Source organism: Polaribacter staleyi, assembly GCF_038024045.1.
Lineage (GTDB): Bacteria > Bacteroidota > Bacteroidia > Flavobacteriales > Flavobacteriaceae > Polaribacter > Polaribacter butkevichii.
On the sequence record NZ_CP150665.1, the window covers coordinates 2,477,120 to 2,492,408 of the forward strand.

16 protein-coding genes are annotated in these 15,289 nt (G+C 30.5%); 11 read left to right on the forward strand and 5 right to left on the reverse strand.

Translation table 11 applies throughout. The annotated features are described in order from the left end of the window. Window positions 1-154: 154 nt before the first annotated feature. From WHD07_RS10590 to WHD07_RS10610, 5 genes are read right to left on the reverse strand one after another with little or no spacing between them, the layout of a single operon-like run. The gene (locus WHD07_RS10590; RefSeq protein ID WP_343328362.1) at window positions 155-1,504 is read right to left on the reverse strand and encodes a hypothetical protein; all 1,350 of its coding nucleotides are present in this window, start codon (window positions 1,502-1,504) and stop codon (window positions 155-157) included. After that, a complete protein-coding gene (locus tag WHD07_RS10595; RefSeq protein WP_343331001.1) occupies window positions 1,491-2,060 on the reverse strand; it encodes an RNA polymerase sigma factor in 570 nt (189 codons plus the stop codon). The genes WHD07_RS10590 and WHD07_RS10595 overlap by 14 nt, the downstream gene beginning before the upstream one ends. Then, a complete protein-coding gene (locus WHD07_RS10600; protein ID WP_343328363.1) occupies window positions 2,056-2,463 on the reverse strand; it encodes a hypothetical protein in 408 nt (135 codons plus the stop codon). Before WHD07_RS10600 ends, WHD07_RS10595 begins: the two co-directional genes overlap by 5 nt. Before the next feature lie 17 nt (window positions 2,464-2,480). Further along, the gene (locus WHD07_RS10605) at window positions 2,481-3,173 is read right to left on the reverse strand and encodes a hypothetical protein (RefSeq protein WP_343328364.1); all 693 of its coding nucleotides are present in this window, start codon (window positions 3,171-3,173) and stop codon (window positions 2,481-2,483) included. A gap of 12 nt (window positions 3,174-3,185) precedes the next feature. Beyond that, window positions 3,186-3,530: a DUF4377 domain-containing protein gene (locus WHD07_RS10610; protein WP_343328365.1), complete on the reverse strand. Its 345-nt coding sequence runs from the start codon at window positions 3,528-3,530 to the stop codon at window positions 3,186-3,188. Window positions 3,531-3,604: 74 nt separating this feature from the next. Between WHD07_RS10610 and WHD07_RS10615 the strand changes: the two genes are divergently transcribed. From WHD07_RS10615 to WHD07_RS10665, 11 genes are all read left to right on the forward strand, one after another. Continuing rightward, a complete protein-coding gene (locus WHD07_RS10615; RefSeq protein ID WP_343328366.1) occupies window positions 3,605-4,579 on the forward strand; it encodes an acyl transferase in 975 nt (324 codons plus the stop codon). An 11-nt stretch (window positions 4,580-4,590) separates the two neighbouring features. Continuing rightward, window positions 4,591-5,055 (forward strand): large conductance mechanosensitive channel protein MscL, encoded by a 465-nt coding sequence (gene mscL / locus WHD07_RS10620; protein WP_343328367.1) that lies wholly within the window; start codon window positions 4,591-4,593, stop codon window positions 5,053-5,055. 102 nt (window positions 5,056-5,157) lie between these two features. Further along, a complete protein-coding gene (locus WHD07_RS10625; RefSeq protein ID WP_343328368.1) occupies window positions 5,158-6,078 on the forward strand; it encodes a septum formation inhibitor Maf in 921 nt (306 codons plus the stop codon). Between the two features lie 143 nt (window positions 6,079-6,221). Next, the gene (locus WHD07_RS10630) at window positions 6,222-6,818 is read left to right on the forward strand and encodes an MCP four helix bundle domain-containing protein (RefSeq protein ID WP_343328369.1); all 597 of its coding nucleotides are present in this window, start codon (window positions 6,222-6,224) and stop codon (window positions 6,816-6,818) included. Between the two features lie 685 nt (window positions 6,819-7,503). Further along, on the forward strand, window positions 7,504-9,402 hold the full coding sequence (gndA, locus tag WHD07_RS10635; RefSeq protein ID WP_343328370.1) for an NADP-dependent phosphogluconate dehydrogenase: 1,899 nt from the start codon (window positions 7,504-7,506) through the stop codon (window positions 9,400-9,402). A gap of 21 nt (window positions 9,403-9,423) precedes the next feature. After that, on the forward strand, window positions 9,424-10,698 hold the full coding sequence (locus tag WHD07_RS10640) for a divalent metal cation transporter (RefSeq protein ID WP_343328371.1): 1,275 nt from the start codon (window positions 9,424-9,426) through the stop codon (window positions 10,696-10,698). 67 nt (window positions 10,699-10,765) lie between these two features. After that, window positions 10,766-11,485: a FadR/GntR family transcriptional regulator gene (locus tag WHD07_RS10645; RefSeq protein ID WP_105049805.1), complete on the forward strand. Its 720-nt coding sequence runs from the start codon at window positions 10,766-10,768 to the stop codon at window positions 11,483-11,485. A 4-nt stretch (window positions 11,486-11,489) separates the two neighbouring features. Further along, entirely contained in the window at window positions 11,490-12,602 is a 1,113-nt protein-coding gene (locus WHD07_RS10650; protein WP_343328372.1) for a polysaccharide lyase family 7 protein, read from the forward strand. A 64-nt stretch (window positions 12,603-12,666) separates the two neighbouring features. Beyond that, on the forward strand, window positions 12,667-13,437 hold the full coding sequence (locus WHD07_RS10655; protein WP_105049803.1) for an SDR family NAD(P)-dependent oxidoreductase: 771 nt from the start codon (window positions 12,667-12,669) through the stop codon (window positions 13,435-13,437). Between the two features lie 26 nt (window positions 13,438-13,463). Continuing rightward, window positions 13,464-13,898, forward strand: a complete 435-nt coding sequence (locus WHD07_RS10660) for an RbsD/FucU family protein (protein WP_343328373.1) — start codon at window positions 13,464-13,466, stop codon at window positions 13,896-13,898. A gap of 40 nt (window positions 13,899-13,938) precedes the next feature. Beyond that, entirely contained in the window at window positions 13,939-15,003 is a 1,065-nt protein-coding gene (locus WHD07_RS10665; protein ID WP_343328374.1) for a polysaccharide lyase family 7 protein, read from the forward strand. Window positions 15,004-15,289 lie beyond the last annotated feature (286 nt).

The following is a 15,289-nucleotide window of genomic DNA, read 5'->3' on the forward strand; positions in this document are numbered from 1 at the left end:
TCTTAAATTAATATATTTATAAAATAAATACACTAACTCTTATAATTATATAAAAAACTCCTAAACAAAAATAATCATTTAAAAATGTTTTATACTTTATTTTTCGATTAACGAACAATAAAACTCGTTAAACGAATCTAATTAAAGATATTATTTAAAATTTATATTTAATACCGGAATATACCCCTAAATTAAAAGGGGAAAAACCATTAACATCTTGACTAAAAGTGTGCAACTGTGCTTTAAACATTGGATTTAAGTTTAAAGACCACTTTTTATTTAAAGAATAATTAAAATCGAAACCTAAGTTTCCACTAAAATTAATGTTGTTTAAATTATTAGATTTACCTGATGTAGAGATAATGGAAGTGCTAAAGTTTACGGCATTTTTATTTAAAAACAAAGAACTAAACCCCATAACCAACTGTGTATTAAACTTTTTAGTATTTAAAAAATTATATTTTACCTCTACAGGAATCTCTATGTATCCATAATTTTGATTTAAATCTCCATGTAAACTAGTTCTATCTAATGATGAATTACTCACCAAATCTGAATTTTGAGTAACCATTTCATTAAAAGAAAAAGAATCTCCATTATTAAATACAACTGGTAACGAACTTTTTGAAATTGAAGGAACGGCCGTTACTTGGTTGTTTTTAAAACCCATTTCTTGTAAATGAACTCCAGATTGAATGCTCCACCTTTCAGTAATTTGATATCCTATTTTAAAGCCATAAGAAAAAGAACTTTTACCTTTTGTAGAGTTAGATAAGTGCTCGTTTATAGGCGAACCGCTTGAAAAAGAATTAGATTTTAACACCGCAAAAACAGGTGCAATAGACCATTTCTTTTTTAATGATTTTACAGAAAAAACGCTATCCTTTTTTTCTATAAATTTATTTAAATCAACTTTATTTTTAGGGGATTCTTTATCTATTTGTGTAACTTTTTTTTCAATACCTGTATTCTTATTTTCGGCAATCACTACATTGTTTTCATCGAGAATAATCTGCTTATTCTTTACAGAACCTTCTGTTATCTTTGTAAATTTATCAGCTAAAAAATTCTTTTTCATAGCGTTTTTTGTGCTAACTAAATTGTTTTTATTCTCGGTATTTTTACTAGTGTTTCTTTTAGGTTTTATTGAGCTAGCATTTAATTTTTTATCAACAACAAACATTTCTTCTTTCCTTGTTTCTTTTTTAATTACAGCATCTACTTTAGAGTTATCCATTATCTCTAATTCCTTTTTTGGGCTTTCAGTTATTATAATTTTCGAATCCGTTTTAATAACATCCGTTTTATCATCAGAAAAAGGAAATAAAAACAATCCTAAAAGCAACATTGCTGCAATGCCACTTGCAAACCACCAAAAAGGTACTACACGCCTCTTCTTCTTTTTAAGTTTAGACTCAATATTGTTCCATACTCTTTTATTTGGAGTTGCCTCCAAATTATCAAGTTGCTCTTGAAACAATTTATCTAAATTATTCTGTTTCATTTATGAGTATTTTCTGTTGTTTATTTTGATGAATTTCTAACTGATCTCTCAAAATTTTTCTAGCTCTAGACAAATTTGATTTTGAGGTACCCACAGAAATTTGCAACATTTCTGCAATCTCTTTATGAGAATAATTATCTAAAACATATAAGTTAAATATTAATCGATACTTATCTGGCAGTTGCTGAATACACCTCAACAAAACATCAATACTAAAATTATTTGTTTCTAAACTAAGTTCCTCTTCTTCTAATTCTTCAGAAACTTCTTTTACAAACTGTAAAGGAGATTTCTTTCGATACTTTTGTAAAACGGTGTGTATGGTAATCCGTTTTAACCACCCCTCAAAAGAACCTTTATTTTTATATTGTTCAATTTTACTAAAAATAGTCATAAAACTATCTTGTAAACTATCTTCTGCGTCTTGATAATTTCTTGAATATTTTAAACAAACAGCAAAGAGTTTATCAGAAAAAATCTGATAAACCTCTGCTTGCGCTGCTATATTTTGCTTGCAGCATTCCTTTATGAGTTCTTCTAGTTTGATGGCTCTAATTTACAGGAACTATTACTTCCTCAAAAATATTTTCACCATCACTATCTTTTCCTTTAAAAAATTTAAAAACATAGTCTTCTTCTTGTGTTGCTTTTACAGCAATCTTTTTTTCTTCTTGTACAATAGCTTCTGTACAGTTTTCATCTAAATTTACAATTGCAGTAACCGCAACAACTCTTGTAGTATCTTTAGGTTGGTAATAAATTTGATCAAAAGCATAACAACTATTTGGTAAAGAATACTTTACTGTAATTGTATCTATTTCTCCTAAAGTAAAACTTGCAGGCACTACAGCTTCATCTATTGATAAATACTCAAAGGTGTAATTTGGTGTATCATTATCATTATTTAAACAAGAATAAAAGACAAGTAATCCAAATAAAAGTAAGGCAGTTTTTTTCATTTTTTTGTGTAATTAAGTTAATATTTAAGTGTTGGATATCCGTTTTGGCATACTACAGAAATTGGTGCTTTAGTTATAGAACAGTCTGAAATTATGCCCCATTTAACATTAAACTCTTTTTCTGCTTGTGTATATATTTCGATCTTATTTAGAAAAGAAGTAGTATCAATTGTAGCTGAATACGCAATATAACCTTGCGCACCTCCACAGGCTTTTGCTCCATAGGCTGTAAACAACCAATTACTAACGTCTGAACAAGAAACACTGTAAGACAACTCTTGAATTTCATTAAATAAATCCATTAAATTTCTGTGCTCAATTTCTTGTGCTGTAAGCTCTCTTTTTACCACCAATTCATTTTCGGTAAGCGATATTATTCTCCATGCATAATTTGTGGGATAGCTTTGTGTAGAAATACTGATAAGTGTACTTTCTTGTATAAAAGTTCCTTCAATATTAAAATAAGATAAAGGCGGTGTGCCACACCAACCAGAAGTTCGCTCTACCAAATTACCGTTTTCGGTAAACGAAATTCCATACGCATCACTCGGTAAAGTATTGGCTCTTTTAAAAGTGGTCGTTTCATCATTATAAACAGGATCTACCCAAGTTCCTAACAATAAATTATCTGCATTTACAGCGATATCATTTTTTTCGCAAGAAAAAAACACAGTAACAAGGAATAAAAAGAAAAGGTTTTTAAAATTCATTTTTAGCTGTTTTTAATTGGGTAAATTTTCTGATGTTTTTTCTATCTTAGAAATAATACGTATCAATTTATATTCTATTGATGATGCGTCTTGTGGCGGATTTTCTAGTTCTTTTTCAGAAATTAAAATTTCATATTCGAAACCTGCTTCATATGTAAAACCGTCTATTGAATCATAAAAAAAGTTCCAATCTTGTTTATCTACTTCTCTTACTAAAAAACATTTTTGAGGAGAAATACCCACACAATCTACTTTTTCTGATGCAATTACAAGTGTTTTATTATTGAACCCAAAATCATTCTTTTCACAAGAAACCATCAACACAAAAAACAATAGAATTATACTTTTTAATCTCATTATCTAGTTCTTTTCTTACAAGATGCAGAATTTTTAAAAAGGTTGCGTCTAATAATGTTATTTTTGCAACGTATATGGAAAACACAATTTTTAACATCCAAAATCAAGAAGAATTTAAGCAAGTTGCTTTATCTGTTTTTAAACATCAATTTAAAAATAATAAAGTGTACCGATCTTTTTGCGACTTATTATACATTCATCCTTCAGACGTTACAAAGGTGGAAGAAATTCCGTTTTTACCCATTCAGTTTTTTAAGAGTAGAAAAGTACTTTCTTCTACCAAAGAGATTGAAGAAACGTTTACCAGCTCTGGTACTACAGGTAGCGTAACAAGCAACCATTATGTAACAGATATTAAGCTTTACGAGGAAAGTTATTTAAAAGGATTTGCTCATTTTTATGGCAATATAGAAGATTATGTAGTTTTGGCGTTATTACCAAATTATTTAGAAAGAAAAGGTTCTTCTTTAGTCTATATGGTAGATGATTTAATTAAGAAATCTAAAAACTCAGAAAGCGGATTTTACCTCAATAATATAGAAGAATTAGCCAAAAAACTAACAAATTTAGACCAAAAAGGACAAAAAGTACTTTTAATTGGTGTTTCTTTTGCTTTGTTAGATTTAGTAGAAATGCTACAATTCAACCTAAAAAACACCATTATTATGGAAACTGGTGGTATGAAAGGGAGAAGAAAAGAATTGGTTAGAGAAGAATTACATCAACTTTTAAAGAATGGTTTTAATGTTGATAAAATTCACTCAGAATACGGAATGACCGAATTATTGAGCCAAGGATATTCTAACGGAAACGGTATTTTTGATACGCCTCCTTGGATGCAGATTCTTACTAGAGATACAGAAGATGCCTTAACCATTCAACAAGTGGGAAAAACAGGCGGAATTAATGTAATAGATTTGGCCAATTATAATTCTTGCTCTTTTATTGCTACGCAAGATTTAGGCAAGGTGCACAAAAACGGAACCTTTGAAATTATTGGTCGTTTTGACAATTCTGATATTAGAGGTTGTAATTTGATGGTTTTGTAAAAAAATAAGTGATGAAATTTAAATTATTAGAAGAATTTAAAGAGTTTGCCGTAAAAGGAAACATGATAGATATTGCTATTGGTGTTATTATTGGCGCTGCTTTTAATAAAGTAGTTAGTACCTTAGTAAAAGAAGTTTTAATGCCTCCATTAGCGTTTATAACGGATGGTACAAAGTGGGAAAACAAAAAAATTATATTAAGAGAAGCTGTACTTGTTAAAGAAAAAATTACTGTTGATGAAATTGCCATTGGTTATGGTAAACTATTTGAAGCAGGCATCGATTTTTTAATTATTGCATTTACTGTTTTTATTGTTGTAAAAGCAATGAATACCATGAAAAAGAAAGCAGACGACCCAAAAAACAAAGCCGTTGTTACTCCTAAAAACATTGAGTTAATGAACAAAACCAATGAGCTTCTAGAAAAACAAAATGAATACCTATTAAAGGTTTTAAGTGAAAAAAAGGAACTATAAACTCGTTTTGTAAACTTATTTATAAAAAACGACTTACTTTTTTTAACTTCTGCTATAAAACCACTTAATAGTTTTATAAGATAATTAGTAAATCGAAAATATATGAATATCAAAATAACACTTTTTTACCTATTTCTTTTTTCTTTTATCAGTTGCCAATCCGGACAAACCAATAAAACTGCTCAGGTAACTGTAAATAAAGAAAACAACGCACTTTCTATAAACGATGCATTTCATAGATATTGGTATTCTGGTAAAGCAGAATTAAGTAGCTATGCTTTAAAACAAGCTAGATATGGTGAAATTCGCGATGGTGAAGTTGTTTTAGTTTTTGTTACAGAACCTTTTTCTGTAACAAAACAAGTTAAATTAGACTACCCCAAAAAGGCAGGAAACGATAACGTTTCTGTAATGAAATTAAACCAGGTACGTAAGTTTCATACAGGTATTTATGATTATTCTATCATCACCTCTACTTTTACACCCATCAACGCTAAGAAATATCCGTTTACGCTAAAAGCATCTACAAGTATACAAGAATGGTGCGGACATACTTTTACACAATTAAATCTGGGTGATAACGCATATCATTTTAAACAATTTTCTTATTTTGAATCTGACGGAGACGAAGAAAACACAATAAAAAAAGCCTTTTTAGAAGAAGATTTAATGACCAGAATTCGTATTAACAAAGGGCAATTACCAGAAGGAAAAATAGATTTAATTCCGTCTACCATTTACAGTCGTTTTAACTACAAAAAAATGGACGTAAAAAAAGCAGTCATCAGTAAAACAACAACAGACAACACTTTAAGTTATCTAATAAAATACTTAAATATTGATAGAACAATTTCTATTGATGTAGAAAAAGACTTTCCTTACAAGATCTTAGGTTGGTCAGAAGATAATGGAACCGGATTGATTACAACTGCTACATTAAAAGCAAGCAGTAATGAACCTTATTGGAAACAAAAGAAATTAACAGATGCATCTAAAAGAGAAGCATTAAAGTTAAAATACTAATGTTTATTATTGGTATAGAAACTAGATTATTTAGTTAATAAGTTAATTTCGTCTATTGTAGAATTACAAGCAGTTATCACTTTTTTTTGTTAATAGTTTTCATTTTATTTAAATTTGATAGGTATTAATTTTTATAATAAACTATGGTATTCTTCAACAAAGTAAAATGGGTTCTTGGTATTTTAATGGTTTTTATTTTAATTATTGCAACAAATCTTATTGATAGAAACAATTTTTCTAGAGTTAAAAATTCTGTTGTTGCAATTTATAAAGATAGACTTATTGCAAAAGATTTAATCTTTAAAATGTCTAACTCGGTACAAGAAAAAGAGTTGGCTGTTGTTGACTCAGATTCCGTATTTTTTTCAAACAGAAATAAAAAAGTTAGCCAAGATATTCAAGATTTTGTTAAGCTGTTTGAACAAACAAATCTAACCCTACAAGAGAAAAAAATATTTAGTGATTATAAAAATAATTTAGAAATATTAAAAAGCTCAGAAACCAATTTCATCCAGTCTAAGTTTGCTGATAAAACACCTTTAATCAATCATATTTCGGTAGTAAAATTAAATCTTAATGATTTGTCAAAAATTCAGTTAGATGAAGGTAAAAGACAAATGTTTTTAAGTGAAAAAGCCATTGATTCGGTAGAGCTTTTTACAAAAATAGAAATTTATATATTGATTTTTCTTGCAATTCTAATTCAAGTAATTGTTATTTACAAACCAAAAGAAAACTAAAATTTAAAGCATCTATTAATTTTCTACACACAGAATAATAAAAAGCATTCGCTTTATAAAAAACACAAAACCTAAATTATAAAGCATTAAATGCTCATTATTCCTCGGACTATTCTTATTACAAATCGTTGATGATTCTCAATCTGTTGACGCAAATATTGGCATTAAAAATGTGAAATCTACCCAACGTACAAGCTAATACACTATTATAAAAAATAAATCAAAAGTAACTTAAGCCGTGTATAATTAATGGTTTAAACACGCCAATAACCAAACACCTTTAAAAAAACCTTTAAAAAAACCTTTAAAAAAACCTTTAAAAAAACCTTTAAAAAAACCTTTAAAAAAACAAAAAGAGTGAAAATTTTAAAATTTTCACTCTTTTTGTTTTAATCCTTCCCTACAATACCTCAACTTTATTTCTTACACAGTTCTTAACCCTAAATCTACCTTTCAATTCCCTGAATTTAAATAACTAGAAACAGAAATTCATCAACAGTTAAAAGTAATATTTCTTTAACTATTTTATCTCTTCGAAAAGAAAGCGAAAACACGTACAAAACACCCCTCTTTTTTAATCCGTTAAAGATCAAATTCTTATAAATTTTATAATAATCTGATTCTTAAGCACTTTTTTAAATTTAAAAAACATATATTTGGGTACCCAAACTGGTTAACCAAAATTATGCTTCAAAAAAAATCAACAATTATCTTTATTATGGGAGTTTCTGGGGTTGGTAAAAGCACCATAGGAAACTTGCTATCAGAAAAATTAAACATTCCGTTTTTTGATGGAGATGATTTTCATCCCGAAGAAAATATTTTAAAAATGTCTAAAGGAGAGGCATTAAATGATAATGACAGATTGGGTTGGTTACAAACCTTAAATAAACTTGCCAAAGAGCAATTAAAAAAAGGCGGTTGTATTATTGTTTGTTCTGCTTTAAAAGAAAAATATCGCGATATTTTAAATGCAAAAATAAAAGAAAATGCAAAATGGGTTTTTCTAAATGGTTCTTTCGAGCAAATAAAAGAAAGAGTAAACAATCGTAAAGGGCATTTTATGAGTTCTGATTTGTTAAAATCTCAATTCGATATTTTAGAAACTCCCAAAAACGCCATTGATATAAATATAAATTTAACACCAAATAATATAGTAGAAATGATTAGTAAGGAAATCTTAAAAAAGTCAGAATTTGGTTTATTCGGATTAGGGGTTATGGGTAAAAGCCTTAGTAGAAACCTAGCAAATAAAGGGTTTAACATATCTCTATTTAACAGACACATTAAAGACACAGAAGAAGATGTTGCAAAAAACTTTAAAAATGAATTTAAAGAATTGTCAACAAGTCTTCCTTTTGATAATATAGAAGCATTTGTAAATTCTCTAGAAAAACCCAGAAAAATCATGTTAATGGTAAATGCTGGTAAAATTGTAGATGATGTTATAGAAGATCTTTTGCCGTTTTTAGATGCTGGAGATATTTTAATAGATGGTGGTAATTCTAACTACAACAAAACAAAAGAACGTTTTGATTATTTAAAATCTAAAAACATCCATTTTGTTGGTGCCGGAGTTTCTGGTGGAGAAGAAGGTGCATTAAAAGGTCCTTCTATTATGCCTGGGTGTACTAAAGAAGTTTACAAAGAGGTACAACCTTTTTTAGAAACCATTGCCGCTAAAGACGTAAACAACTTACCTTGTTGCATACATATAGGAACCGAAGGAAGTGGTCATTTTGTGAAAATGGTGCACAACGGAATTGAGTATGTAGAAATGGAATTATTAGCAGAAGTGTTTGTAATGTTAAAGGGATTAGGTAAAAGCCCAGATGAAATAGCTAATATTTTAGAATCATGGAAAGCAACTACCAACAGTTATTTGTTAGAAATAACGATAGACATCCTAAGAAAAAAAGAAGGTGATGATTGGTTAGTTCATAAAATAATGGACAAAGCAGGCAATAAAGGAACAGGAAACTGGACCACTATAGCCACTGCAGAATTAGGAGTGCCTAGTACCATGATTGCTTCTGCATTGTTTGCGAGATACACTTCTTTTTATAAAGAGGAACGTGTGAATGCTAGTGAAAGCTTTAAAGAAAATACTACACAAAATTTAAACTTAACTACGGATGATATTTTAGAAGGATATCAATTTGCAAGAATTATAAATCATTACCAAGGATTAAAATTAATTCAAGAGGCTTCTAAAAGTTACAATTGGGATTTAAACTTAAGCGAATTGGCTAGAATTTGGACAAATGGTTGCATCATTAAGTCTGATTTAATGGTAGAATTGGTTACCGTATTTAAATCAACCGATAATTTATTGACTGATGAAGGTGTAATTCAAAAGATAAAATCATTAAAACCAAGTATTAAAAAAGTGGTTTCTGGGGGTGTTTTAAACGAATTAGCAATTCCTAATTTTAGCGAATCTATTAATTTCTTAAACAGTTTTGCGGTTGCAAATTCATCAGCAAATTTAATACAAGCACAACGCGATTATTTTGGAGCGCACACCTATCAAAGAATTAATGACAATTCTAATAAATTCTATCATACAGAGTGGAATAATTAACTAAATAAAAAACAATTAACTATGACAACAACCCAAAATAAAAAGTCATTTCTAAAAAAAATAATAGCAGTTATTTTAGGATTTGGCCCTGGGATTTTCGCCATTGGATATACCATTGGCACTGGTAGTGTAACTTCTATGATTGTTGCAGGTAGTAAATTTAACATGCAATTATTATGGGTGTTATTGTTAAGTTGTATTTTCTCTGGAATTTTAATGTTTGCTTACGGAAATTACGCTTTACTAACAGGAGAAACTGCCCTTTACGGATTTAAAAAACATTTAAAATATGGTAAAGTTTTAGCCATTTTAGTTATTGTGGGTATTACGTTTGGTCAATGGAATTCCTTAATGGGAATTTTAGGTATTTCTGCCTATATTATTTTTGAAATACTTGCCGTAAATTTTGAAGGTTTAGCCGCTTATAAATACGAAACCGTATTAATAACTGCCATTATAATAATTGTTACTTTTTACTTATTAATGTTGGTGGGTAAGTATACTTTCTTCGAGAAAATACTTGTCATATTTGTAACCTTAATGGGATTCTCGTTTATATTATCACTATGTTTTGTACAACCTTTACCATTAGATGTTGTAAAAGGATTAATACCAACCATACCAAACGTTGTTGGTGGTAAAATGTTGGTGGCCGCCTTTGTAGGTACCACTATGGCATCGGCAACATTCTTATCGAGACCATTATTTGTAAAAGGAAAAGGTTGGACTATTAAAAACTTAGATCAACAAAAAAAAGATTCTATAACTGCGGCTATTTTAATCTTTATTATTAGTGGTGTTATCATGGCAGTGGCTGCAGGAGCTTTGTTTTACCAAGGTAAAGAAGTTACACAAGTATTAGATATGGCAAATACTTTAGAACCTGTGGCAGGTAAATGGGCGGTTTCTATTTTCTTTTTTGGTGCTTTAAGCGCAGGTTTGTCATCAATTTTTCCTTGTTTATTAATTGCGCCTTTATTAATTGCAGATTATCAATCTGGCGAGTTAGATACCAATTCGCGTCAGTTTAGAATCATCACTGCTATTGCTTGTTTAGTTGCATTAATTGGGCCAGCATTTGGTGCAAATCCTATAGAAATTCAAATTTTATCGCAAGTATTTAATGTCTTTGTATTACCCATTGTAATCCTCGGAATTATATTAATGTTAAGTAGCAAAAAAGTAATGAAAGACTATAAGACAACTTTAGGTGTATACATTGGTTTGTTTGCTGCCTTATTCTTTTCTCTAGTAATTTCTTACAACGGCATATTGGCACTTTTAAATTACTTTTAAACAACTAAAAGCGGTTTCTAAATGTATTTAAAAAAGGGAATATCATCAATTAAAACAATCAATTAAAGTGAAAATAAGTTTAATAAATGAAAATTCTAACAGAATTGTACAGAATGATGTGATCTGTAAAATTCGTGATTTAATTAACGCTAAAAATTTAGAGCGTGGAGATAAATTGCCTTCTGAGAGAATGATGTCAGAAAAATTTAATGTAAAAAGAAACCATATTAGAGAAGCCATAAGAAAGCTAGAGTTTTACGGAATCTTAAAATCCATGTCTCAGAGTGGTACTATTCTAGCCATAGGGTTAACTGGGTTTAATGGCATGGTAGAAGAAATAATAGCGCTAGATGCACCTACTTTTAATGAATTAGTAGAAACCAGAATCTCATTAGAATTAAAGACCGTAAGATTAGCGGCAGAAAGAAGAACAGAGGTAGATTTAAAACGAATAAAAGACACTTTAAATGCTTTTAAAGAAAAAATTACTATTGGAGACGATTATCTAGAAGAAGACTTATTGTTTCACTTAGCAATTGCAAAGGCTAGCCAAAACAGTACAATGGTTTCTCTAATGCTTTTAATAACGCCACCTATTTTAATTACTTACGATAGAGCAACTGTATGTGAAGGTGATAAAGTAATTTCTGAAATTAAAAAACACGAAGATATTTATTTAGCAATAGCGGCTAAAGACGTAGAACTTGCTTCAAAGATGATGAATGATCACTTTTTTAAATTATCAAAACACATAGAAAACGAAGAAACAATTAAACCTAAATTATAAAAAAATGAAAAATAATAAAATAACATCGGTAGCTGCATGCCTAATTCTTGGCGTTTTTCTAACCCTTAACAGTTGTTCTAAAACCGCTAAAAAGGAAGAAAAAAAAGAAACAGAAAAAACCGTTTACGCAAGTGACGTAATTCCGTTTTTTGATCATTGGAAATTAATTTTAGGTGATGGATCTAACGCTGGAGTTGCAAATAATTTTGAGCATAAAGACTTCTTTTTTACTGCAAATGAAGGTAATGAAAATTGGGTTGTTTTTAAAACGCCAAATGCCGGACATACACACGGAACCTCTAACAATACAAGAACAGAATTAGCACAATCTAAAAAATGGACGCCTAAAACCGATGCCAATTTAAAAGCAACTTTAAAAGTAAAGAATGTATCTGTAACTGGCGATGCTCGTGTAGCAGCATCTTACTCGGTTGTTGTAGGTCAAATTCATAGTGCCGATGGTTTAGAGAATGAGCCATTAAAAATATTTTACAAAAAATTTCCTGGTCATACCAAAGGTTCTGTTTTTTGGGATTACGAAATTAACACCGCTGGTGATGACAATGCTGGAAGATGGGATTTTTCTACAGCTGTTTGGGGATATGATTTATCTGTTGTAGGTAGCGATGTAAGCACATATCCAGAAGAGCCGAAAGACGGAATTGCTTTAGACGAAGAATTTAGTTATGAAATAGATATTAAAGATGGTATTATGACCTTAACTTTTACAAGTGAAGGACATGAAACGAAAACATTTACAAAAAACATAATCGTTTCAGAATACACAACAAAGGCAGATATTCCTGAGCAAACTCAAAAATTATTTGTACCCATTGGTCAAGACGGAGTAGAACGTCCAGAAGCATATACTGGTGAAGGTTGTTTCTTTAAACTAGGAAACTACAACCAAACAAACGGAAAATCTCCTGAGATAAATAAAAACTGGTGTTCTGGTGCAGAAACTCATGGAGGAGACATTCAAAAACAATACGCAGACGGAAATTATACAGAAGTTTGGTTTAAAACAGCCAACATTACCATAAGTGATGATGCTTATTCTAACGATGGTTATTTTGCTAAAAATGATTTCTTGTACAAAAAACAAGCAAAACAGTAAAACTTAGCTACAATATAGCATTACACTTTTTAAAAACAAAACACCTTATAGACACAGAAACATCATGAAAATCAATCATAAATTAGCAGGTAAAAACGTACTTATAACTGCTGGAGCACAAGGAATTGGAGAATCTATTACCAAACATTTTATAGATAGTGGAGCCAATGTAGCTATCCATTATTTTTCGAGTTCAGATACAGCCAATCAATTAGTAGCAGATGCAACTAGTAAAGGAGTAAAAGCAATTGCTATTGCTGGTGATTTAACAAAAGAAACCGATGCAATTACAATAGTAGAAAAAACGATAGCCGCGTTTGGAAGTTTAGACATCCTTATTAACAACGCAGGCTCACTTGTTGCTCGTAAAATGCTAAACGAAATGGAAGCTGAATTTTGGCACAAGGTTATGGACATTAACATGACCTCTATGATGTTTGTAACAAAAGCAGCAGCGCCACATTTAGCAAAGAACAACACTAGTAGTATTGTTAATTTGGCATCACTTGCGGGGCGTAAAGGTGGTCATCCAGGATCATTGGTCTACGCTACAAGTAAAGGAGCTATTTTAACATTTACAAGAGCATTATCTACAGAATTAGGTCCTCAAGGAACTAGAGTAAACGCTGTTGCCCCAGGTTTAATTTTAGGTACTTCGTTTCATAACACACACACAACAAAAGAATCTGCAGCTGCAACAACAGCAGGTATACCAATTCAAAGAGCAGGTAATGCAGCAGACGTAGCAAGAGCAGTTTTGTATTTAGCATCAGAATACGATGGTTTTATTACCGGAGCTACCCTAGATATTAATGGAGGTGTTTATAATATGTAATTCATAATTTTTTAAAATATAATTTTATGCTAAAAACTCCGATTATACACCCAACAATTATGGAAACACTTGCGCGTTCTGGTCATTTTGCGCAAGTGGTTATTGCAGACGGTAATTTACCTGTTGGCGCCATGACAGGTCCTAACTCTACAACGGTTCATCTTAATTTTAAACCAGGATTGTTAGATGCACTTACCGTACTAGAAGGCATCTTAGAAGTTTGCCCTGTACAAGGAGCAATCGTTATGGAAAAACCTGCCGAAGCAAATGCAGAAATACATGATGCTTATAAAAAACTACTTGGAAATGTAACTTGGGATGAAATGGAACGTTGGGCTTTCTACGACAAAATTAGAGACCCAAACACCACTTTAATTATTCAAACAGGAGAACAGCGTAGATTTGCTAATTTAATACTAACTGTTGGCGTTGTAAAAATGGCAGAAGAAAGTAACTTTTAGGAAATTGAACACCTTATTTTATTTATAAAAAACAAACAAAATGAATATAAAACTCACAAAAGCATTCATACAACCATTTTTTTTGATTGGAGTTGCTTTATTACTTAGCAGTTGTTCTAACACACCCAAAAAACCGACTGTTAAAAAGGAAGCTACATCAATAACATATCCAAGTGATGTTATTCCGTTTATGGACCAATGGAATATTCTTTGTGGAGATGGAAAGAAAATTAAAAACTTAACAAACAAAGAACATAAAGACTTTTTTTATGTTGCTAATGATGGAAAAACAGATTGGGTAGTTTATAAAACACCTAATTCTGGAATTACTTCTAGAACCTCTAGCAATACAAGAACAGAACTAGGACAAAATAAAAAATGGTTAACTGAAGTTGGAGGTAAGTTAACAGGTACCGGAAAAGTAATGCACGTTTCCACCTCTGGTGATGCAAGAGTTGCCGCTTCTTATTCGGTAGTTATTGGACAAATACATGGAAATGGCGGACATGAAAATGAACCTTTAAAAATATTTTACAAAAAATTTCCGGGACACAAAAAAGGGTCTATTTTTTGGAATTATGAAATTAACACCAAAGGTGATAACGCTAAAAGGTGGGATTATTCTACAGCAGTTTGGGGATATGATATGTCTGTAGTTGGAGACACTCCTACTTCTTACCCAGAAGAACCAGAAAATGGTATTGCCTTAGGCGAAGAATTCAGTTATACAATAAACGTATTTAACGGCGTAATGTATCTTACTTTTAAAAGCGAAGGTCACAAAACTAAAAAGTTTACAAAGAGCTTAATCAAATCAGACTTTTCTAAAAAGTCAGATATTCCTCAACAAATTTTAACACTGTACGCAGCAATTGGGCGTGATGGTGTAGAACAAGAAAATGGCTATGCAGGAGAACTACAAAACTTTAAGCAAGGTGCCTACAACCAAACAAACGGTAAAGACCCAAAAGACAATATCGTTTGGCATACCGGCTCAGAAACCTATAATGGTGATATTGCAAAACAATATGCAAATGGATGCTATGCAGAAGTATGGTTTAAACAAGCAACTGTTGGCGCAGGTACAAAGCCAAGTGAAGAGTAGTTTTTAACGAGTATCAACTCGTATTTTATAAGAAGCAAAAAAGGCGAAAATTTTCGCCTTTTTTTTATGTATTTTTTTGTTGAAATAAATATTTCTTTAAGGTCTTAAAGTTAAGATACTCATAGACTCTTTTACTTTTCCTTAATTAAAAACAATTTTAGATATTCTACTATACTTATTTGTAAAAAATCAAACTTTATTTTCATAAAAAAATAACTAACTTCGTTTAACTTCTGATAAAGTGAATTAAAAACCACCTTATCATTTTAGTTAAACACAATTAAAA

Bases quoted from the DNA above. Each gene is read 5' to 3' on its own strand.
- WHD07_RS10590 (WP_343328362.1), bottom strand. From the start codon at position 1,504: ATGAAACAGAATAATTTAGATAAATTGTTTCAAGAGCAACTTGATAAT.
- WHD07_RS10600 (WP_343328363.1), bottom strand. From the start codon at position 2,463: ATGAAAAAAACTGCCTTACTTTTATTTGGATTACTTGTCTTTTATTCT.
- WHD07_RS10605 (WP_343328364.1), bottom strand. From the start codon at position 3,173: ATGAATTTTAAAAACCTTTTCTTTTTATTCCTTGTTACTGTGTTTTTT.
- WHD07_RS10610 (WP_343328365.1), bottom strand. From the start codon at position 3,530: ATGAGATTAAAAAGTATAATTCTATTGTTTTTTGTGTTGATGGTTTCT.
- WHD07_RS10615 (WP_343328366.1), top strand. From the start codon at position 3,605: ATGGAAAACACAATTTTTAACATCCAAAATCAAGAAGAATTTAAGCAA.
- mscL (WP_343328367.1), top strand. From the start codon at position 4,591: ATGAAATTTAAATTATTAGAAGAATTTAAAGAGTTTGCCGTAAAAGGA.
- WHD07_RS10625 (WP_343328368.1), top strand. From the start codon at position 5,158: ATGAATATCAAAATAACACTTTTTTACCTATTTCTTTTTTCTTTTATC.
- WHD07_RS10630 (WP_343328369.1), top strand. From the start codon at position 6,222: ATGGTATTCTTCAACAAAGTAAAATGGGTTCTTGGTATTTTAATGGTT.
- gndA (WP_343328370.1), top strand. From the start codon at position 7,504: ATGCTTCAAAAAAAATCAACAATTATCTTTATTATGGGAGTTTCTGGG.
- WHD07_RS10640 (WP_343328371.1), top strand. From the start codon at position 9,424: ATGACAACAACCCAAAATAAAAAGTCATTTCTAAAAAAAATAATAGCA.
- WHD07_RS10650 (WP_343328372.1), top strand. From the start codon at position 11,490: ATGAAAAATAATAAAATAACATCGGTAGCTGCATGCCTAATTCTTGGC.
- WHD07_RS10655 (WP_105049803.1), top strand. From the start codon at position 12,667: ATGAAAATCAATCATAAATTAGCAGGTAAAAACGTACTTATAACTGCT.
- WHD07_RS10660 (WP_343328373.1), top strand. From the start codon at position 13,464: ATGCTAAAAACTCCGATTATACACCCAACAATTATGGAAACACTTGCG.
- WHD07_RS10665 (WP_343328374.1), top strand. From the start codon at position 13,939: ATGAATATAAAACTCACAAAAGCATTCATACAACCATTTTTTTTGATT.